Genomic DNA, 18,787 nt, shown 5'->3' with positions numbered 1-18,787 from the left:
TTTCCTCTTGTTCCACCGAACCCATTCGGAGGAGATTCTCTCGCCTACCGGCCTGGCAGGCGAAGCACTGTGTGCGGTCACTTCCCGTGGGGTCGCCCCGGGCTAGAACCGCCCGCCGCCGCCACGGCGCCCGCCGCCACCCGAGCTGCCCCGGCCGATCGAGCCGCCGCCGTTCCAGCCGCCGCGGAAACCGCCGCTCGAGCCGCTCCAGCTGCCGCCCGAGCTGCCCGATCCGCCGCCGCTCAAGATTCCGCCGAGGATCCCGCCCAGTACCGCACCGCCGAAGCTGCCGTTCGACCCTCCGCCGACGGTGCCACCCGAGCCGCCCCAGGTCCCGCCGCCGCCGGGGCCGCCCCAGCCGTTGACGTCGGACGAGGCGAGTTGGTACGCGGCGCGCGCGTACTGGCTCGCCTGCAGCGCGCTCTGGTAAGAGCGGTTTGGGTCGCTCTCGGCAACCTGCTCCGCAACCTCCAGCTGCCGGCGCGCCTCCGACAGCCTGGTGCGCGCCTGGGCGCCGATGGCACCGCGCCTCGTCTCGATGAACTGCTCGGCGGCGAGCACCTCAGCCCGTGCCGAGGCGAGCGCCTCGTCGCGGGCGGCCGCGGCGCGCTGGTGGCGCTCCGCCGCCTCGCGGGCGGCGCCGATGGCCGAGTCGATCTGCACGTTGGCTGCTGCCGCGGCGGCAAGTGCACGAACGGGATCACCTTGGGCGCCGGCCTCAAGCACCGCGGTGACCTGCTGCGCGGCGGCCCGCATCGCCTGCCGGTCGGCCTCGGTCGCGGTGGCCGCGAACTGGCCGGCGAGCTGGAGGTCCGACCGCAGGTCGGTGTAGGCGGCCTCGAGTTGACGCGTCCCCTCCGCGAGCTCTCCTCGCTGGCGTTCCGGCGCAGCCGCGAGCAGGCGCGCCTGCTCGAGCGCCGCTTCTGCCGCGCGCAGCGTGACTGCGGCGGCGGCGTTGTCTCCGCTCACCAGCTCGCGAGTCGCCGAGTCCACGCACTCCGCGACGAAGCGGAGGCGCGTCGCCCCCTCCTCGATGCCCGCTCGCAGGGGCCCCACAACCGAATCCGCATACTCGGCGGCGAGCGCTGCAACGGTCGCCTCGGCGGCGTTCAGGCCCGCCGAAACCTCCGCGAGCTGCGCCTGCACCCGCGCCAGAACCTCGGGCGCGCGCTGCTCGACCTCCCGCAGCCGCGAGAACGACTCGGTGTGCGTGTCGAGGGACTCCTTCGCCGCGGTGCAGTTCTGAATGATCTCTTCCAGCCAGGCACGGCGGTCCTCGTCGGAATCGGGGAGATGGTCGTCGAGCTTTTGCCGCAGCTGGAAGGCGGACTGTAGCTGGGCGCGGGCTGCGGCGATGGCCGCCGAGAACGGCTCGGCGACAGCTTCGCCGAACTGCGCCTGGGCGAATCCGAGTTCCTGTTCACTGCTGCGCAGGTCGTCATCGACGCGCACGAGTAGACCGCTGGCCTGCGCCTCGAGCTCGTCGAGCGTCAGCGCGGGGGCGTCACCCGCCTGTTGCGCAGCCCTCTTGCGCGTGCGCCGGGCGATCGTGACGCCGGCGGCGATGCCGCCGACCACCACCACCCCGCCGACGACTGCAACCACCGTGCCCGTCCCCGAGCCGCCAGCTGGCGGGTTCACGACCGTGTTCTCGAGTCCATCGAGGGTCGCGGTGATCGCCCCCGACCAGTCGCTGTCTTTGAGAGCGGGCCGCACATACTCGCTCGTCAGCGTCTCGTATTGCGCGTCGGAGACGAGGTTCTCGGCGGCGTTCAGGTCGAAGAGGCGATCCTGCACCGCCACGCTCAGCAGCACCCCATCGTCCCCGAGGAAGTTCTTCTGCGCGGTCGCCGCACCCCACTGTTCTGGGTCGGCCGGCGAGCTGAACTCGTCAACGTAGACGACGAACAACTGCACACCGTGCTCTTGGGCGAAGGCGCGCACCTGCCCTTCAAGGTCGCCCACCTCCGACCCGAGCACCCCCGCGGAGGTGTCATCGATCACGTAGCCGCCGTTGAACTCCGGGGGCTCAGCAGCCGAGGCAGCCGTGGGGGCGAGCCACGCGAGTGCGAGCAGCGCGCACGTACCCAGAGTGATGGCAATTCGCTTCATTCCGTCTCCCGCCACGACGCGCACACGAGTCGCCCCGTACTTGGCCACAGTCTAGAAGCGGACACGCGCCCGCCGCCAGCATGAAATGCCTGACCCCGGCTGACCTGTGCGTGCTAGCGAGCGAGCGCGGGACGCAGCTCTGCCCACGGCTGCAGTCGCTCGAACGCCCGCGCCGCGTTGAGGACGTCGCCGTCAGCATGCAGGCGTCCCGCGAGCATCAACCCGACGGGCCGGCCGTCGGCCGTGAAGCCGCAGGGAACCGAAATGGCAGGGGTCGTGGTCAGGTTGTAAATGTGCGTCATCGACCAACCCAGCAGGCGGTCGCGCACGGAGAGGCCGTCCAGATGCGCGGGATTGAAGCGTTCCACGGGATAGGTGGCGGTCATGGTCGTCGGCGACGCGATGATCCGGAAGGTCCGCATGAACCGCTCGAAGGCGTCATAGATCTGGCCCCGCACGACGTCGGCAAGCGCCACGTCCGTCGCGGTCAGCGCATCGGCCGCACGGACCAATTCAATCAACTCGTCGTCGAGCAAGCCCGCCATCTGGTCTAGGTCAAACGCTCCGCTGAGCGAAGCAAGCCCCGGCACCCACACACCATTCCACATCGCATCGTCGGGGTGTGGCCAGTCCGGCGTCGCCTCTTCCACGATGGCGCCTGCGTCAGCAAAGCGACCGACCGCCGACTCCACGATCCGGGTGATCTCTGGGTCGACGTGGGCAAAGCCCAGGTCAGGCGAATAGGCAATGTGCCAGCCAGAAATTTCGCCGTCGAGACGCTCCAGATACGAGCCCAAGGGGTCGGGCAGCGACAATGGGTCTCGCGGGTCCTCCCCCGCGGTGACGTCGAGCATCAACGCGGTGTCAGCGACGGTGCGTGTCAGCGGACCGTGGAAGATGTTCGTCGCGTACCGCGCGCTGCCCGAGGTGTGCGGGATCCTGCCGGTCGATGGCTTGAAGCCGACGACCCCATTGAACGCCGCGGGAACGCGAATCGAGCCGCCCCCGTCACTGCCCTCCGCGAGCGGCCCGAGGCCCGCGGCAACCGCCGCTCCGGCGCCCCCGCTCGACCCTCCCGCCGACATCGCCGGGTTCCACGGGTTCCGTGTGGCGCCGAACAGGTGGTTCGACGTCTTGCCACAGTAGCCAGCCTCGGGCGTGTTGGTTTTCCCGAGGAAGAGGCCACCCGCGCGCTTCATTCGCTCCACGATGGGGGCGTCGTGGTCGACAACGTTATCCTTCAGCGTCACGATCCCCTGGGTGAGCGGGAGCCCCGCCACCGCCGTCAGGTCTTTGATCGTGTAGGGCACGCCGTGCAGCGGACCGCTGACCCCGTGCTTCGCCTGGTGCTCGTCGAGCCAAGCCGCGTCGCGCAGCACCTGCTCGGGATCCCAGGTAATCAACGCGTTCACCTGCGGATTTACGCGCTCAACATGTGCCACGAGCGCCTCTGCAATATCGCGCGAGGAGAGGTCGCCCGATCGCACCATCTCGGCCAGCTCGGTGGCGGGCAGCCAGTGAATTTCGGTATCCAAGAGTCTTCTCCAGTTTGTAGTGAGGGGTGGGTCAGTCGTCTGCGCGGCGCTAGCGACGTTTCTCGGACAGGTAGTTCAGGGCCGCGGCGCCGAGCAGGACGATGCCCGTCGCCGCCTGCTGCGCGAAGCTCGGCGCGCCGAGCACCACGAGGCCGTTCTGCAGCACGCCCAGAAATAGCACGCCGACGACGACGCCAAAGAGCGACCCCGAGCCGCCAAAGAAGCTGATGCCACCGAGCAACAGCGCGGTGAGCAGCGTGACTTCAAAACCGCTGCCCGTCCCGGACGATGCGGTGTTCAGGCGAGCCGCCATGATGATGCCCCCGAGCCCCGCGGCAACTGCGGTCAACACGTAGAGGCCGAACGGGATGCTGCGCACCTTGAGGGCCGAGAGGTACGCTGCTTCGCGATTCGAACCGATGGCGTAGATGTGACGGCCGACCGGCAGCTTCCACATGACGAACGCGCCAACCAAGAGCACCGCGAGGGCGATCAGCACCGGCACCGGCACGCCCGCGACCTGGGCCCCGCCGATGTTCTGGAAGGCCTCGGGGTATCCGACGGTAGGGATCGCGCCAATGCCGAGGGTGATACCGCTGACCAGGGCAAGCGTGCCGAAGGTGACAATGATGGGAGAGAACCCAAGAATCGTGACGAGGTATGCGTTCAGTGCCCCCACTGCAGCGGCAACGAGGAGCGTGAGCAGGATTGCCGGGATCACTGGCACGCCAGCCTTCGTCATGAGTAGCCCAGCCGTCACTCCGGAGAGCCCAATGACGGAGCCCACAGAGAAGTCGACATACCCCGCAATGAGCAGCAGCCCCGCGGGAACTGAGAGGATCAGCAGAATCGACAGATCCAGGAGGATCCCGCGCACGTTCCCCACCGTGAGAAAGACGCTGTTGATGCTCTGGAAGGCGATCACGAGGACGATCAGCCCGATGAGCAAGATGTTTCGCCGGGCGAACTCGGCACCCAACAGTTTGCTCGCGATGCTGCTGCGGACCCGCGTGTCAGTTGTGGTGCTCATGTCAGTGATCCTTCTGGTTCTGCGCCGCTGGGTTGAGAGGCCAGCGCGACAATTCGTGTTTCGTCAAATTCGCCTCGGCGAAGCTCTGCAGTGATCCGGCCCCCGCCGAAGACCAGGATCCGGTCTGCGAGCAGCACTGCCTCCTCCGGGTCGTTCGTCGAGACAATGACCCCGACCTGGTCTCGCTCACACGCGGTGGCGATGGCTCGATAGATGTCAGCGCGCGCACCAATGTCGACGCCCTGGGTCGGTTCATCGAGGAGGAGCACTCTCGGGGTGCGGGCGCCAGCGAGCACTCGGCCCACCACCACCTTTTGCTGGTTCCCACCCGAGAGGTTTCCCACCGGCGTCTCGGGGATGTCCGCGAGCGCGACGGCCGCACGGGCGCGCTCCCAGTGCGCCTGCTCACGTCCGCTCGATCGCAGCCCCTGAGCGAGCGGCGCGAAGCTGCTCATGAGCAGGTTGTCGAAGGTGCTGTTGGTGCGAAAGAGGCCGTCCCTTCGGCGGTCTGGGCCGACATAGAAGATTCCCGCGTCCTGGGCGCTGCGCACCGATAGCTGGCGGTGCGGCCCTGCCTGGGTCGCGAGTTGGCCAGTGAAAGGCTGGGCACCCGCAATCGCGCGCAGCATCTCACCTCGTCCCGAGCCGAGCATCCCAAACGCCACCACGATCTCGGAGGCGCGGACGGCTAGATCCACTGGCCCGAAGCCGTCGCCCCGGATCGCGGTGGCCTCAAGGGCGGCGACACCGAGTGACCGCTCGGCGAGCGGTGCAGACCGGGCGTTGCCATGACTCAGGAGTGCAACGAGCGCATCGAAGCCGATTTCAGCGATGTCGCCATGGAACTGCACCTTGCCGCCCTCGAGCACGGTCACCTCGTCGGCCAGGCGCTGTACCTCGCCGATCAGGTGGGTGACGTACACGATCCCCATCCCTTGTGCCTTGAGCGTCTCGATGAGGCCGCCCAGCGCATCCGATTCCTGACTGGAGAGGGCAGCGGTGGGTTCGTCGAGGATGAGCACCCGAGCGTCGCGCTGCAGCGCCTTCGCGATCTCCACGAGCTGCTTCTGGGCGGTGGTGAGCGAGCCCACCAGGCTGCTCGTGTCGCAGGTCGCGCCCAGGCGGCGCAGCATTGCCGCAGCCTCGCGATGCTGCGTCGCCCGGTCAATGCCCCAGCGGGAACGACGCTCTCGCCCCAGGAAGATGTTGTCTGCCACGTCAAGGCTGTCGATGAGCGAGAGATGCTGATAGATCACAGCGATGCCGTGCTCGATCGCGGAAGCCGGAGTCCATCGATCAGGCGTGGCCCCCTGCACGACGATCTCTCCGCCATCCTGCTGTTGCGCCCCCGAAAGGAGCGAAATGAGCGTCGACTTGCCCGCGCCATTATGGCCGAGCAGCGCGTGCACCTTCCCGCTGGTCACCGTGAAATCCACGCCTCCCAGCGCCGGGTTCTTTCCAAACCACTTCGTCACTCCGCTCGCCACCAGCAACGGCGCAGCTCCCCGATCTTCATCCACTAGGTGGCACTTCTCCCTGTTCACCGCTCGACGGATTGATGTTCTAGCTGGCCGCGCCGAGCAACTTGTCCAGCTCGGGGCTTCCTGCGGTGACCAGCTCGAACTTCGCAACGAAGGTGCCCGGCCCGGTTCCCTCGATGAGCTCGATAGGCATTTCCGCAAGCGCACGGCCGGTGGCTGCCGTATCCAGTGCGATCGTCGAGCGAATGACGGAGTCACCACGCTGCATCATCTCCAGCACCTGAGGTGAACCATCGTTTCCCCCGAGATAGAACACGTCGCTCGGCACCTTGCCAAATTCCTTGCTCGCCTGCGCAAGCCCGAGGGTCGCATCGTCGTTCAGACCGAGCGCGCCGACCAGGTCCGGGTTCTTCGCGAGCTCAGCGCGGCCCGCTGCCAGCCCGTCCTCGGAGTTCGCCGCGGACTGTTCCACGACCGTGAATTGCGGGGCAAGCTCTGCCATCGCCTCGCGCATGCCTACGGACCGGCTCCGGCCAAGGTCGTCGTTTTCAAACACGGTCAGCAGGACGGTCCCGGACTGCACGTCGTTTTCCGCAGCCCAGGCGACGAAGGCTTCGACCTGTGCCCGTGCAGTCGCTTCACCGGCGAAGTCAATCGAGCCGTCCTCGCCGTCAATGTGCGTTCCGTAGGTCACCCATTTGATGCCCTTGCCCTGCATCTGGGTCATGATGTTGGTCACCGCGGCAGGTTCCATCGGAAACGACACGACCGCCGCGACGTCCGAGGTCGCCAGCCCGTTCAGGTTGGTGATCTGCTTGTCGAGGCTGGCCTGGTCATCGGTGGTCACGACCGTGTACCCGAGCTCCTCGGCCCGCTCAGTCATCATGTCGACGAGGCTCGAGTACAAGGCGAGCGAGGTGAATGGGTAATCGAACGCAATCTTCTTCGAGGTCGGCGCCGCGACCGCGTCGCTCCCTGCAGCGTTGGTATTGACATCTGCCGCGCTGGTGCACGCGGTCAGGGCGAGTGCTGCGCCTGCGGCGAGCGCGGTCAGCACGCGCCTTGCGTGGATCCTGCGGTCGGTGTTCTTGAGTGTGCGCCCCACGAGGGCCTCCATAGTGCTCAGGCTGCAGCACAGCCTTCGTGCAGCAGACGTCATTGTCTTGGGCACCACTTATTGAGCCAGACACCGTCGCTGCACTCAATCGGTCAACTGACCTAATTCTGCGCGCAGAAGCGCACAGATGGCGCCTAGACGAGGCCTCGACGCACCGCGTCCACCGCGATATCGACTCGCGAACGAGCGCCCGTCTTGCGGAGGATATTCTCGATATGAGTGCCGACGGTGCTGCGCGATAGGTGCAGCTGCTCGGCGATCTCCGGGTTGCTCGCACCCTGCGCCACGAGACCAATCACTTCAATCTCGCGCGCCGTCAGCTGCAACTGATCACTTCGTCGCCGCTCGTGAAAGAGCGTCGAGAGGTAGCTTCCAAGCGCGAGCACCGCTCCGACCTGAACTTCGTCGATCCCATCGTCAAAGGAGTTCGCATGCACCGAGCCCACCTCGCCGAACTCGTCATCGTGTATCGCCATCGAGACGCCGTCTCGATACCCGGACGGCATAAGCCAAGTCCGGGCGCTATAGCTCGTTCCGAAGCCAGTATCTCGCCAGGTCGGCGGCACCTTCGCCGCAGCGATCTGTCGATAGTGGGGATCACTCACCACATAGTCGGTACTGAGATGCAGCATATTGTCACGTGAGTACCCGTGCGAGAACAGCACTTGGTGCCGGTTGACCCCGGATGGTGCATAGGTCACGGCCACGCTTGCGAACGCGGTGACGTCGAGGAGCCCGGTCGCCGCTCGGCTCACTTGCGCGGACGAGTTCGTTTCGCGGCCGAACTGCAGAAAGCTCTCGTAGCTGATCACGGTTCCCCCTACTGCACGACCGCGCTGATGGAAGAGTCGATCCCGGTCTTCTCCTGCAGCGCCGTCGTGCTCGCGGCGCAGCCGCTGAGCAGCAGACTAGCGGCTGGACGCACCGCGGTCGACGGGAGGATACTCACGGGAGGACCGCCTTACTCTCACTGCGGAACTTGCGACGATGCCCCGCCTGGCCCAAATCCCAGCCGCGTCGCCCTCGCCCCAAACACCAAAAAACCCCCGGCGCTTTCGCGACGAGGGTTTCCGTGGTGCTCCTACCTGGATGACGTTCGAAACTCGTCACATGCGTTGAGATCGTTGATTTCACGGGCGAGTTCGGGGATCGGCGTCGATAGGCAGGTGGGGTCTGGGGCCTCGATCACGGATGAACGAGGCCCCGTTGTACAGTCGATTGAGAAGCTTCGAAACACGGTCACCCCTGAGATGGTGAATCAAATGCGTGAACTGTATGAGTCAGGATTATCCCTGAAAAATGTGGCGAAGCGCATCGGTGTCGCTCGTGAGACCGTAACGCACAACCTTCGGAAGTCAGGAGTGCGACTACGCAATCAAGGCCTTGACGAAGTAGGGGTCGGTATCGCGAGGGAGCGCTACTTGGCAGGCGAAACGTTGTCGCAAATCGGTGGTGAGCTCTGTGTGTCTGCGACGACGGTCGGCAGTTATCTTCGTGCCGCTGGAGTTGAGTTACGTCCATCCCGTGCGGTGGCAGGTGTACCACGTTTCCCCTCTGTTTGACGCTTCGCCGGAGGCCTCGTTGTGCTTGATTGCTGATGAATGCCGGTCGTACTTGCGATCACTGGAACTGGATGATCCTGGACCGGATCATCGCTGCACTGATGCTGCTAGCGACCGGATCGACCCCGTGGCGCGACCGATGAATCCTGGGTCAATGCGATCCCTATCCTCCAGTGCTACGGTTGCCGGCTAGGCGGTGGTGATTGGGACCTCAACCCGGCCTCTGGCAACCACGACACCGTCCTTGATGGCATAGCACTCGACGTAGTGTTCACCCCGGAATTGTGTGGCTTCATGGTGGCCGTTGGATTTGCTACCAGGGATGATTTGTCCGCGTATGCAGTTACGCCGTTCGGCTTCGTCGCCTTGGTTGAGGACCTTCCATTTCAGTTCATACGGCTTCGGCACTTCGCACTCGATGACGCTGAAGTCGAGACTCTTGGATGTGAGCAGGGGAAGTTTGCTGCGGATCATTTCGCGGAGCCAGTGGGTCCGGAATCCGTCCTGGCTGACCTTGCAGTCGAACGTTAGTGCATACCGAATATCGACGGGATAGCGGTCCTCGATAAACTGTTCAGAGTCGTCGAAAGCGTAGACTTCACGGGATGCTTTGACCGTGTCGGAGGAGGGCACGGGTCTGCTGTCGGTTTGCTTGAGTCCAAGTCTGCTTCGATCGAGGGGTCGGGGCTGGAAGGATGGCAGTCATGCCGGTCAAGTACAGCGAAGAGTTCAAGCGTGACGCTGTCGGGCTCGTGGAGTCCGGAATTTCGCAGAAACAAGTGTGCCGAGATCTTGGTGTCTCGAAGTCCGCGCTGAGCGCATGGATCCAAGACGCAAGGTTCAAAACGTATGGGATGACTCCGTCGAAAGATCCCGAGGAGCAGCGCGAGATGCGGCAAGCATTGAAACGTATTCGGGAGCTCGAGATGGAAAACGAAGTGCTCCGCCGTGCGGCAGCCTATTTGTCGCAGGCGCACATTACGCCCCCAAAATGATCTACCCGCTCGTCCAAGAGCTGGCTGCGACGGGTGCCTCTATCAGGGTGCCCGTCGCAGTGACGTGCCGGGTACTCGGGTTCAGCGAGCAGGCCTACTACCAATGGTTGAAGCAGCCCTGCTCGGCACGCGAGATCGAAGAGCAGCACCTGATCGGGGTGCTCCGTGAACTGCATGAGGATGATCCCGAGTTCGGGTATAGGTTCCTCGCTGACGAACTGCAAGCGCTCGGTTACCGGGTATCGGAGCGGCGCGTGTGGCGACTCTGCCATGTCGCCGACATTCGGTCAGTGATCACAAAACGACGCGGTAGGTATCGGAAAGCGTTGCCGCCGGTGCACGACGATCTCGTACAACGTGATTTCACGGCAAGCACTCCGAATAAGCGCTGGCTCACCGACATCACTGAACATCAGACTGCGCATGAGGGCAAATTGTATCTCTGCGCGGTGAAAGACGTGTGGTCGAACCGGATCGTCGGCTACGCGATCGATGACCGAATGAAAGCATCCCTTGCAGTGAGAGCGTTGGAGAACGCGGTCATGCAGCGGGGGAATCCGACGAATGTGGTGGTCCATTCCGACCGGGGATCTCAATTTGGGTCGAAGAAATTTTGTCGCGCGCTACAGCGTCACCAGCTGTTGGGGTCAATGGGAAGGGTTGGTGCTGCCGGGGACAACGCGGCGATGGAATCGTTCTTCTCGCTGTTGCAGAAGAACGTGCTCGACCGAAAGGTGTGGGCGACTCGGAGAGAGCTCAGGTTAGCGATCGTGTCGTGGATTGAGGGGAAGTATCACCGCAAACGCAGGCAGCGTGGGCTCGGGAAGCTGACGCCGGTCGAGTTTGAGGCGATAATGGTGGATGCTGTCGAGTTGGCAGCATAAAAACACTCCGACTCAAGCAAAGCTTCAGCAGACCCCACGGCTTTTCCGAAGACGGCCTTCCACTTCTTGTTGGCGGTGGACTTCCCTTCGGCTTCTATGGCGGTGAGGCAGAACTCGTAGGCCTTCTTAGCTTTGCGCTGAAATCGCTTCTTGACGGTGACCCGTTGCCGGCTTCCGAGCGCCGCGTAGTACTCATGATCTTCTTCTTCGGCGAGGAACTTGAAGAAGTCTCGGATCATGTAGTCGTAAGTCACGGTGCTGACGTCGTTGTAGTCGGTCGTGTTCTGGAAAAAGTTGTAGGCAAGAGTATCGATCAGGAGGCCACCCATGACTACACCGTGCGTGTTCTTCCAGGCGCGGATCATCTTGCAAAGATTGCGAAGATTTCCGCCAGTGAGTGAGTCGTATGTGCGGATCGTCTCGATTTCATCGCGGGGTTTCGTAACCTTCCACGATTTCGCGTACGTGTCTGGGTATGAGAATGATTTGTCATCATTTTCGAACACTGGCTGCACTTCGAACTTGAAGTTCTGGAATTGGACAACAACGACGCACTGATCGACGCGAATGTCGGTGCTACTGTACCGGCCAAGGACCGCCGTGCGCGTGCGCGTAAGAATACTGGTGGGTCCGGTGTCACTGGTATAAGAGTCTCGAATGGAAGCCGGGAGAACGTAGACCATATCCAGGTCTGAGATGCCGCGGATGGCGGTTCCCCGCCCGTAAGAGCCGACCATCATCTGGTTGTTGGTGGAGCCGTCAAGGGAACGGAACTCTTTGTTAAGGGCTTTCGCGATTTCGTCGCGCCGAGTTGCGATCGCCTCCCGATTGTCGACCTTGAGATTAGTGAGGAATCCGTCGAAAATGTCACTGACCTGCATGGGTTAGCCCTCCTTTCTAGTTCGCAGCGCAGCAGGCAGGAGCAAGTCGAGTTCCTGCTCAGAAAAGGTGAGATCCTCACGGTTCTTGAGGGCGTCTTGCGCTTTGGTGTACGCCTTAAAGGTTGTTCTGGGTGCGTCACCATAGATCTCGAGTGCTGCCTTCTGCAGGCGATCGCGCTCGGAACGGCCCGCGTCCAAGGTGAGGGCTTCTGACAACAAATCGACGATCAGGGACTGATACGACTCGCGAAGATTCCAGACCCGGGCAGCAGTGTCCCGGTGCTTCTGAGTTTCTTCACCATACTTGAAGGTCTTCGTGCCGAGATTGATTGCCGTGACGCACAGCGCGATGAACGACGTGATCAGCGCCGCCCACGACTTATCAGCAATGATTCCAAGCAGCGAACTCAGGAAAGCACCGGAACTGATCACGGTGAGAGCGATCAGAAGACGCTTCTGGCGGCGATGGCTTTGAAAGCAAAGGTCGGCTTGTTTCTCGTGCGTCTTGTGGGTGTACGCGGCGCGACCATATGCCTCACGCATTTGCGCAATCAGGAGTGTGCGATTTTCGTTCGTGGGCGTTGTCTCAGGGTCGGTCATCTCAGTTCCGTTCTCCGGCGTCGGGCTACGTGTCGGAAAATGCCGAGGTCACGTTCAGTCGTGGTGTGTGGCAGCTACGATCCGCCTGAGCAGAACCGGTGCCTTGCCTCTCATGCTAGCTAGAGGGTCCGACATTGAGGCGCGGAGCTACCAGGCAGGACCTTGGAACAATCTCGTCCCTGGCGGTTCGACTGGGGCGGCGGGAACCCCAGTTATCCCGGAAGTGCTGCAGGAGATGCTTGTGGCTGATGAGTCTGGGGACGACGTGGGAGCTTGCTCGTGATTTTGGCGTTGGTCATTTGATGGTGTGATGTGTCTTGGTCACGGCCGGTATGCGGACGAGACCGAAGGTTCGATGGAGCACGCGGAACTTGTCGACGACTGAGAAATACGTGAAGGACAAGGTACCGATGCGCCCCAAACCATTACTCATGAGCCAGTCGTCTCATCTGCACGGTTCTGAAGGTGAACGCTATCGGTGACAACCTTCAGGCCGGTAATTTCGGCGGCTTCCTCGAGTGAGCCGAGGTTCGTGACATTGTCGATACCGGCTTGCTGCATGAGCGTCATCGCCTGACCGGAGCGGTTGCCGGATCTGCAGTAGACCAGGTACTCGCCGCAAGGGTCGAGGGAGGGGATCGCGGCCGCGACGTCGCCGCTATTGAAGTCAAGAGGGTGCGCGCCCTCGAGGTGGCCATTAGCCCATTCTTCAGGTGTGCGTACATCGAAGAAAACGCTCATGTGCTTTTCCATTTCTTCTCGATGAGTAGGTCAGGTTGAAAGTAGAGCCGGTAGTTCCTGGCTGAGCACGAACGCACCCATAGCGAGCACGAAGAACCCGAACCCTTTGCGCAGTGCACGCTCCGGGATCCGCCCTGCGAGCCTCACGCCGACGAAGGAACCTGCAACTGCGGTGGCGGTGAATGCGAGAACCACAGGCCAATCGAGCCGAGTGGTGAATAGATACCCGGCGAGACCGGCCCCCGACTTCATGACGATGACGAGCAGCGAGGTGCCGATCGCAACAGCCATGGGGAGCCCACCGAGAAGGTTGAGTGCGGGCACGATCAGGAACCCGCCTCCTGCGCCGACGAGGCCGGTCGCGAGGCCCACGAGGAAGCCGTCCAGCAGCACACGCATTATCGGGAGCCTTGCGGTGTCTGCGGAGTCGGTGCGGTCGCGCCCCTTACGTCCGCGGATCATGGCGATCGCGGTCGCGACCATCATGGCCGCGAAGAGCACCATGAGTATCGCTCCCGGGATGAAACCGCCGAGGATTCCTCCCAGGAAGGCTCCGACCATGCCTGCAGCACCGAAAGTTGCGCCGATCCTCCAGCGCACCCGCCGGGCGCGAGCGTGGCTGAGCGCGCTCACCGCGCTCGTCACACCCACGATGAAGAGCGATGCGGCAATGGCCTCGCGGGGTTCCATGCCGAGAACATAGGTGAGGATCGGTACCGTAAGAATCGAACCGCCCCCGCCAAGGAGCCCAAGCGAAACGCCGACGAGCAGCGCAAGCGCGAGCGCAATAATGAGGGCGGGTTCCATAGCTCTTCCCTGTGGTTAGCGCGGCTTGAGAGTCGTCAGACGATGACCGGTTCGTGGCCTGGGATCGCGGCCCAGGCGAGATAGCTGCCATCGAGCTCAGCGATGTCGTAGCCCTCGCGTCGCAGCGCACTCGCGGCAACGCTGTTACGTACCCCGCTCTGGCAATAGGTCACGATCGTGCCAGAACCCTTGGCGGGTAACTGCTCCGGGAACCACAGCACCCTCCCGCCAGAGAGCTGGTCGGCTCTTGGCAGGTGTCCATCGGCGTACTCGGTCTTGTTGCGCACATCGAGCAGCAACGCATGCTCGATGCCGTCGAGTTCTTCGGGCTGGACTAGCTTCGGCTGCACCAGTTCAAAGTCGTCGAGCGAAGTAATGAAGCCGCGCACGTTGTCGATGCCAACACGCACCAGATGATCCCGCAGCGCCTCGGCTTCCTCACGGGATGTGGCAAGCAGCACCAGTGGCCGGTGCTCAACGTCGGGGTTGACCACCCAGGCACCATAGCTCGCAGCTTTCGCAATCCCTGGAATGTTCAGCGAGCGTTCGATCGTGCCCGTGTGCACGTCGCTGTGGTGCCGGGTGTCTACGAAGATGACACTATCGGTAGCGAGCGCTGCAGCCAGCTCGGCAGCCTGGTACTCGACCAGGTGAGAGAACTCACCGAGCAGCACGGGGCCGGTCTTGTTCTGCACCTTCATACGGCCGAAGTAGGCGTGCGCATCCGGCTGACCGCTAAGCAGCTCATCGATGAACCCCTGCTCGTCATCGTTTTTCAGGTGCTTTCCCCACCACGAGAAATTGCGCTCGTACCCGACGGTTGAGGCGGGGATCGCGCCAAGCGCCTTGCCGCAGGCTGAGCCAGCACCATGCCCTGGGAGCACCTGTACATAATCGGGCAGCGTGAGAAAGCGGTCACGGAGGCTCGCAAACAGGTCCTTCGCACCTTCGAAGCGGGTATCCACACCAGCGGCGGCCTCGTCGATGAGATCGGGGCGTCCGAGATCACCCACGAACACGAAGTCACCGGTGAGCATAAAGCCGGGTTCTGATGCCTGCGCCCCGTCAGTGACAAGAAAGGACAGGTGTTCAGGTGTGTGTCCGGGAGTGTGCACGGCCTCGATGGTGATGTTTCCGAGAGTGATGCGGTGCCCATGCTTCATGCGCACCGCAGCCCTCGCAGGGCCCGTGTCGAACTCGGAACCATAGGTCCAATCCGGACCACCCTCGTCAGAGACGAAGATAGGAGCCCCGGTGCGGGCCGCGAGTTCGCGCGTGCCCGAGAGATAGTCGGCATGGATATGGGTCTCGGTGACCGCGGTAATCGTCATCCCGTTTTTCGCGGCGAGATCGAGGTACACGTCGATGTCTCGGCGGGCGTCGATGACGACGGCTTCGCCTTTCTCCTGGCAGCCAATGAAGTAGCTCGCCTGGGCGAGGTCTTCATCATAAATTCGTTCGAGCAGCATGATCTGGGCCTTTCTCTACGCATCGAGGGGATAGCTGTTATGGCAGTGGATGGGCCGGTTCGGTCAGGACGACTTTGCGGTGGTGTGCTCGACATGCTGTTTCCGCACGTCATCCATGTCGAGGTCGCGTGCTCGTTGGATGAGCTGATCCAGCTGCTTCGCAGGCAGCGCGCCGGGCTGCGCGTAGACGGGAATGCCATCGCGGAAGATCATTAACGTGGGGATCGACGTGATGCTGAACTGCACGGATAGCTGCTGCTCGGCTTCGGTGTCGACCTTGCCGAACACGATGTCTGAGTGCTGCTCCGATGCACGTTCAAAGGTCGGTGCGAAGGCGCGGCACGGGCCGCACCACGCCGCCCAGAAATCAACGAACACGATCCCCTCCGAGACGGTGGTCTCAAAGTTCTGCTGGGTCAGATCACGGGTGGCCATAATGGTGCTCCTCAAGTTGTGGTTCTCAGTGGGTCAGCGGCCAAAGAGTCGGGCGAAAAAGCCGCCGCGCTCAGCCTTGGCGCTGTCGATTTGGGTCTGTGAATGCTTGCCGTTACACCATTCGGAGGAGGGAACGCTCGCTTTCACCATGGCAACGTGCTCGCCGCAACCCGCCCAGGTGGTCTTCTCGCAGGTACGACACTTCACAGGCCGACACATGGAGGCCTCCCTTCGCTTCATTCAGAAAATATACCCCGGGGGGTATAGTGACACTAATATACCCCGGGGGGTACTATTGATCAAGTCCGAACCTGAAAGGAGTCGACATGAGTATTGAAGATCGCGGAGACGCCACGACTTTTGAGCATGACCCAGAGGCGAAGCGAAAGATCGTCAACCGGCTCAAGCGAGCTCAAGGGCAGCTTGCTGCGGTGATTGGAGCGGTTGAGTCAGATGCCCACTGCCGCGACGTGGTGCAGCAACTAGCAGCAGTGTCCAAGGCGCTCGACCGAGCAGGGTTCCTCGTCATCTCCTCTTCGCTGAAGGAGTGTCTGGCAAACCCTGACTCCGAGGGAGCGCCTGGGCCTGACGAGTTGGAGAAGCTCTTCCTGTCGCTCGCGTGACCCTTCCTGCCCGGGCCCGGTGACGGGGTGCTATGGGGTTACGAGTGCACGCTTCCGGGCGTAGGCGCGGGCCGCACGAACCCGGTCGCCGCAGCGCGTCGAGCACCACTGCCGCCGCCCGTGCGTGCGCAAGAAAAACCTTGCGCACGGTTCCGCTTCGCACTGCACCAAGAGGGCCGCTTCGTCGCCGGTTAACAGCGATGCAGCATCCTCGGCGATGATCGACATGGCGTGCTCGACCAGCTGAGTGGTGGGGTGCTCAAGTTCTCTAAAGAAGCCAGACTCAGGGGTAAAGCGAAGTCGGGGTGAGCGTGGTGCCGCCGACAGGGCGGAGTTGATGCCTTCAAGCGTCCTGGGGTCGAGGGTGGTTCCCGATACGGACGCTGAAAACGCCGCCTGGATTTGATCCCGAAGCCCGACGAGTCGGTTCTGGCAGTACGACTGCAGTGCAGACCCATCGGCAACGAGGCCGCGGGTGATCAGCCAAGAGGTCGTTGCCGCGGGCGTGTCCAAGGCGTCCTGTTCCTTGTTTCCGGCGTGTATCACGCTGTTTGCCAGGGCAATGCTGACGTGCTCGAGCGTGCCGGGGCTCGGCGGAAATGAAGTCTCAGACATGCCACTCATGGTATCACTCGCGCTTTACCGTGAGGTTATGTTACGGTGATGGTCACGGTAATTTCTTCAACTATCCATGAGAGACGAGGTTGTGTTTGCTCTCCGCACCAATGTTTGGCTCCGCGCCGTTCGCCCTCTCCGTGCACACGGGAGGCGGGCCGGGAGTGGGCAGTACCGCCACGGACGGCCTGCAAGAGACCATTCGTGTCGCTCGTACCGCGGATCGCCACGGCTATCACCGCTTCTGGATGTCAGAGCACCACGCGATGCCTGGACTATCAATCGCTTCACCTCCGCTCATGCTTGCACGCCTCACCGCAGAAACTGAGCGCATCAGGCTCGGAGCGGGCGGCATCATGCTCCCAAACCATGCACCGCTCATCATCGCTGAGCAATTCGGCATGCTCGACGCACTCGCTCCGGGGCGCATCGATCTCGGGCTCGGGCGCGCACCAGGCACCGATAACATGACAGCGGCAGCACTCCGCAGGGGGGCCGACGCGAACGATGCGTTTCCGCAGCAGGTCGCCGAACTCCTCGGGTTCCTCAGCAATGACTTTCCCGCCGGCCACCCGTACTGGGACGTTCATGCGGTACCCGGCCCTTGGCAGGCCGAACAGAACCGGGTGCCCGTATCGACGACGACACCCGAGATCTGGATGCTCGGCTCGTCGCGGTATTCGGCGCAGCTTGCGGCGCAGCTGGGGCGACCTTACGCGTTCGCGCTGCAGTTCGGCGATGCCGACATCACCACCGCCTTGCGCATCTACCGCGAGAATTTCAAGCCCTCGAGCGTGCTTGACCGCCCCCTCACCCTCGTAAGTATCGGCGCGATAGCGTCAGAAGACCCTGAGTTGGCGAGGCGAGAATCATCGTCCCGCGCAATGGCGATGCTCAGAATGTTCAAACGAGAACCGTTCATCCTACTTCCGCCTGACGAAGTCGACGCCTATCCTGCGACAGCGAACGAGCAGGCGATTCTCGATATGTACACGAACCGCACATACCACGGCACCGCAAGCACCGTCGCCAGTCGCCTGGAGCAACTCCACGAAGAGACCGGCGTCGATGAGGTCATGCTCGTGCTCGGCAGCCACACCAATGGCGTGGACGAGGGCACAATCGAGTTGCTCGCGGATCACTACGGAATGCTACAGACCTAACCCAGCCGTTCACACAGCTCGTGTGAACGATTCCACATCACAGTAAAAGGAGACACCATGTCAACACCTCGCCGCGCCCTCATCGTGATCGATGCCCAGCAAGAGTACTTCGAAGGGCTTCTGCAAATTCAGTATCCTGCTCGCGACGAATCACTCGCGCGGATCACCCAAGCGATGGACGCCGCCGAACAGGCCGAAATCCCGGTCGTGATTGTGCAGCACGAAGCCCCCGCAGGGTTCCCGGTATTCGCGCCGGAATCGCCCACGTTCGAGCTGCACCCCGAGATCGCGAAACGCGCTGATCACGCGGCCCACCGCTTCACGAAACCCTTCGCCAGCATCTTCGCCAGCACCGGCCTTGAAGAGTGGCTGCGCGAGCGTGAGATCGACACGATCACCATCGTGGGATACATGACGAACAACTGCGTCATTGGTTCAGCGGCTGCGGCAGAGCCACTCGGCTTCACCGTCGAGGTGTTGTCGGATGCGACCGGCGCGATCGACATCGTGAATTCCGCCGGTGCTGCACCGGCGAAGCAGGTGCATGAGACGATCATGGCCTTGCTGAACTCCAACTGGGCTGCGGTCGCCGCAACGAGCACCTGGAGTGAAGCCGTGAAATCCGAGACGGCCCTTGTGGGAGACAACCTCATCGAGTCGGCTGCCCGAGGCCGCGCCTAGGCTTGATCGGTTTTCCCGAAGCGTTCTCAATCGTCGATGCCCAGCGCGCACGGATC

At 62.8% G+C, this 18,787-nt stretch carries 20 protein-coding genes; 5 read left to right on the top strand and 15 right to left on the bottom strand.

All coding sequences use genetic code 11. The features are described 5' to 3' along the window. Positions 1-102: 102 nt before the first annotated feature. The 7 genes from JW030_RS13615 to JW030_RS13585 form a co-directional block, all read right to left on the bottom strand. Complete coding sequence (locus tag JW030_RS13615; RefSeq protein ID WP_188046481.1) at positions 103-2,112, bottom strand: TPM domain-containing protein; 2,010 nt, start codon at positions 2,110-2,112, stop codon at positions 103-105. Between the two features lie 113 nt (positions 2,113-2,225). Then, on the bottom strand, positions 2,226-3,647 hold the full coding sequence (locus JW030_RS00875) for an amidase (protein WP_206348602.1): 1,422 nt from the start codon (positions 3,645-3,647) through the stop codon (positions 2,226-2,228). 49 nt (positions 3,648-3,696) lie between these two features. Beyond that, complete coding sequence (locus JW030_RS00870) at positions 3,697-4,677, bottom strand: ABC transporter permease (protein WP_188046482.1); 981 nt, start codon at positions 4,675-4,677, stop codon at positions 3,697-3,699. Further along, the gene (locus JW030_RS00865) at positions 4,674-6,197 is read right to left on the bottom strand and encodes a sugar ABC transporter ATP-binding protein (protein WP_188046483.1); all 1,524 of its coding nucleotides are present in this window, start codon (positions 6,195-6,197) and stop codon (positions 4,674-4,676) included. The genes JW030_RS00870 and JW030_RS00865 overlap by 4 nt, the downstream gene beginning before the upstream one ends. Before the next feature lie 43 nt (positions 6,198-6,240). Next, positions 6,241-7,275, bottom strand: a complete 1,035-nt coding sequence (locus JW030_RS00860) for a sugar ABC transporter substrate-binding protein (RefSeq protein ID WP_188046484.1) — start codon at positions 7,273-7,275, stop codon at positions 6,241-6,243. A gap of 134 nt (positions 7,276-7,409) precedes the next feature. After that, complete coding sequence (locus tag JW030_RS00855; protein WP_241095487.1) at positions 7,410-8,087, bottom strand: response regulator transcription factor; 678 nt, start codon at positions 8,085-8,087, stop codon at positions 7,410-7,412. 8 nt (positions 8,088-8,095) lie between these two features. Next, entirely contained in the window at positions 8,096-8,224 is a 129-nt protein-coding gene (locus tag JW030_RS13585; RefSeq protein ID WP_255499186.1) for a hypothetical protein, read from the bottom strand. A gap of 301 nt (positions 8,225-8,525) precedes the next feature. Between JW030_RS13585 and JW030_RS13645 the strand changes: the two genes are divergently transcribed. Beyond that, positions 8,526-8,837, top strand: coding sequence for a helix-turn-helix domain-containing protein (locus JW030_RS13645; protein WP_370567044.1), 312 nt, complete (start codon positions 8,526-8,528; stop codon positions 8,835-8,837). Positions 8,838-9,026: 189 nt separating this feature from the next. Here the strand turns inward: JW030_RS13645 and JW030_RS00845 are convergent, their stop codons facing one another. Further along, entirely contained in the window at positions 9,027-9,470 is a 444-nt protein-coding gene (locus JW030_RS00845; protein WP_206348601.1) for a hypothetical protein, read from the bottom strand. A 71-nt stretch (positions 9,471-9,541) separates the two neighbouring features. Between JW030_RS00845 and JW030_RS00840 the strand changes: the two genes are divergently transcribed. Further along, positions 9,542-10,716, top strand: a protein-coding gene (locus tag JW030_RS00840; protein ID WP_188046808.1) for an IS3 family transposase whose coding sequence is annotated in 2 segments (ribosomal slippage) — positions 9,542-9,818 and positions 9,818-10,716 — 1,176 coding nt in all. Because the reading frame shifts where the segments join, the coding sequence is not laid out codon by codon here. Here the strand turns inward: JW030_RS00840 and JW030_RS00835 are convergent. From JW030_RS00835 to trxA, 6 genes are all read right to left on the bottom strand, one after another. After that, complete coding sequence (locus JW030_RS00835; RefSeq protein ID WP_188046781.1) at positions 10,626-11,597, bottom strand: nucleotidyltransferase domain-containing protein; 972 nt, start codon at positions 11,595-11,597, stop codon at positions 10,626-10,628. The two genes, JW030_RS00840 and JW030_RS00835, sit on opposite strands and share 91 nt — an antisense overlap. A 3-nt stretch (positions 11,598-11,600) precedes the next feature. Then, a complete protein-coding gene (locus JW030_RS00830; RefSeq protein ID WP_188046782.1) occupies positions 11,601-12,197 on the bottom strand; it encodes an SLATT domain-containing protein in 597 nt (198 codons plus the stop codon). Positions 12,198-12,626: 429 nt separating this feature from the next. Then, positions 12,627-12,950: a rhodanese-like domain-containing protein gene (locus tag JW030_RS00825; protein WP_188046783.1), complete on the bottom strand. Its 324-nt coding sequence runs from the start codon at positions 12,948-12,950 to the stop codon at positions 12,627-12,629. An 18-nt stretch (positions 12,951-12,968) separates the two neighbouring features. Continuing rightward, positions 12,969-13,745 (bottom strand): sulfite exporter TauE/SafE family protein, encoded by a 777-nt coding sequence (locus JW030_RS00820; protein WP_188046784.1) that lies wholly within the window; start codon positions 13,743-13,745, stop codon positions 12,969-12,971. Positions 13,746-13,780: 35 nt separating this feature from the next. Next, a complete protein-coding gene (locus tag JW030_RS00815) occupies positions 13,781-15,214 on the bottom strand; it encodes a rhodanese-like domain-containing protein (RefSeq protein ID WP_188046785.1) in 1,434 nt (477 codons plus the stop codon). A 63-nt stretch (positions 15,215-15,277) separates the two neighbouring features. Beyond that, complete coding sequence (trxA, locus tag JW030_RS00810; protein ID WP_188046786.1) at positions 15,278-15,649, bottom strand: thioredoxin; 372 nt, start codon at positions 15,647-15,649, stop codon at positions 15,278-15,280. 326 nt (positions 15,650-15,975) lie between these two features. Here trxA and JW030_RS00805 point away from each other — a divergent pair, with 326 nt between their 5' ends. Then, positions 15,976-16,272, top strand: coding sequence for a metal-sensitive transcriptional regulator (locus JW030_RS00805; protein WP_188046787.1), 297 nt, complete (start codon positions 15,976-15,978; stop codon positions 16,270-16,272). Positions 16,273-16,302: 30 nt separating this feature from the next. Here JW030_RS00805 and JW030_RS00800 read toward each other — a convergent pair whose 3' ends face one another. Continuing rightward, the gene (locus JW030_RS00800) at positions 16,303-16,887 is read right to left on the bottom strand and encodes an ABATE domain-containing protein (protein WP_241095486.1); all 585 of its coding nucleotides are present in this window, start codon (positions 16,885-16,887) and stop codon (positions 16,303-16,305) included. Positions 16,888-17,051: 164 nt separating this feature from the next. Here JW030_RS00800 and JW030_RS00795 point away from each other — a divergent pair, with 164 nt between their 5' ends. Continuing rightward, positions 17,052-18,050 (top strand): LLM class flavin-dependent oxidoreductase, encoded by a 999-nt coding sequence (locus JW030_RS00795; protein WP_241095485.1) that lies wholly within the window; start codon positions 17,052-17,054, stop codon positions 18,048-18,050. A 57-nt stretch (positions 18,051-18,107) separates the two neighbouring features. Continuing rightward, positions 18,108-18,731 carry a cysteine hydrolase family protein gene (locus JW030_RS00790; RefSeq protein ID WP_188046789.1) on the top strand — a complete coding sequence of 208 codons (624 nt, stop codon included), beginning with the start codon at positions 18,108-18,110 and terminating at the stop codon, positions 18,729-18,731. Positions 18,732-18,787 lie beyond the last annotated feature (56 nt).

Origin of the sequence: Leucobacter sp. CX169 (assembly GCF_017161405.1) — a bacterium.
In the GTDB taxonomy this organism is placed as follows: Bacteria; Actinomycetota; Actinomycetes; order Actinomycetales; family Microbacteriaceae; genus Cx-87.
This window is presented reverse-complemented; position numbering and strand designations above follow the sequence as displayed.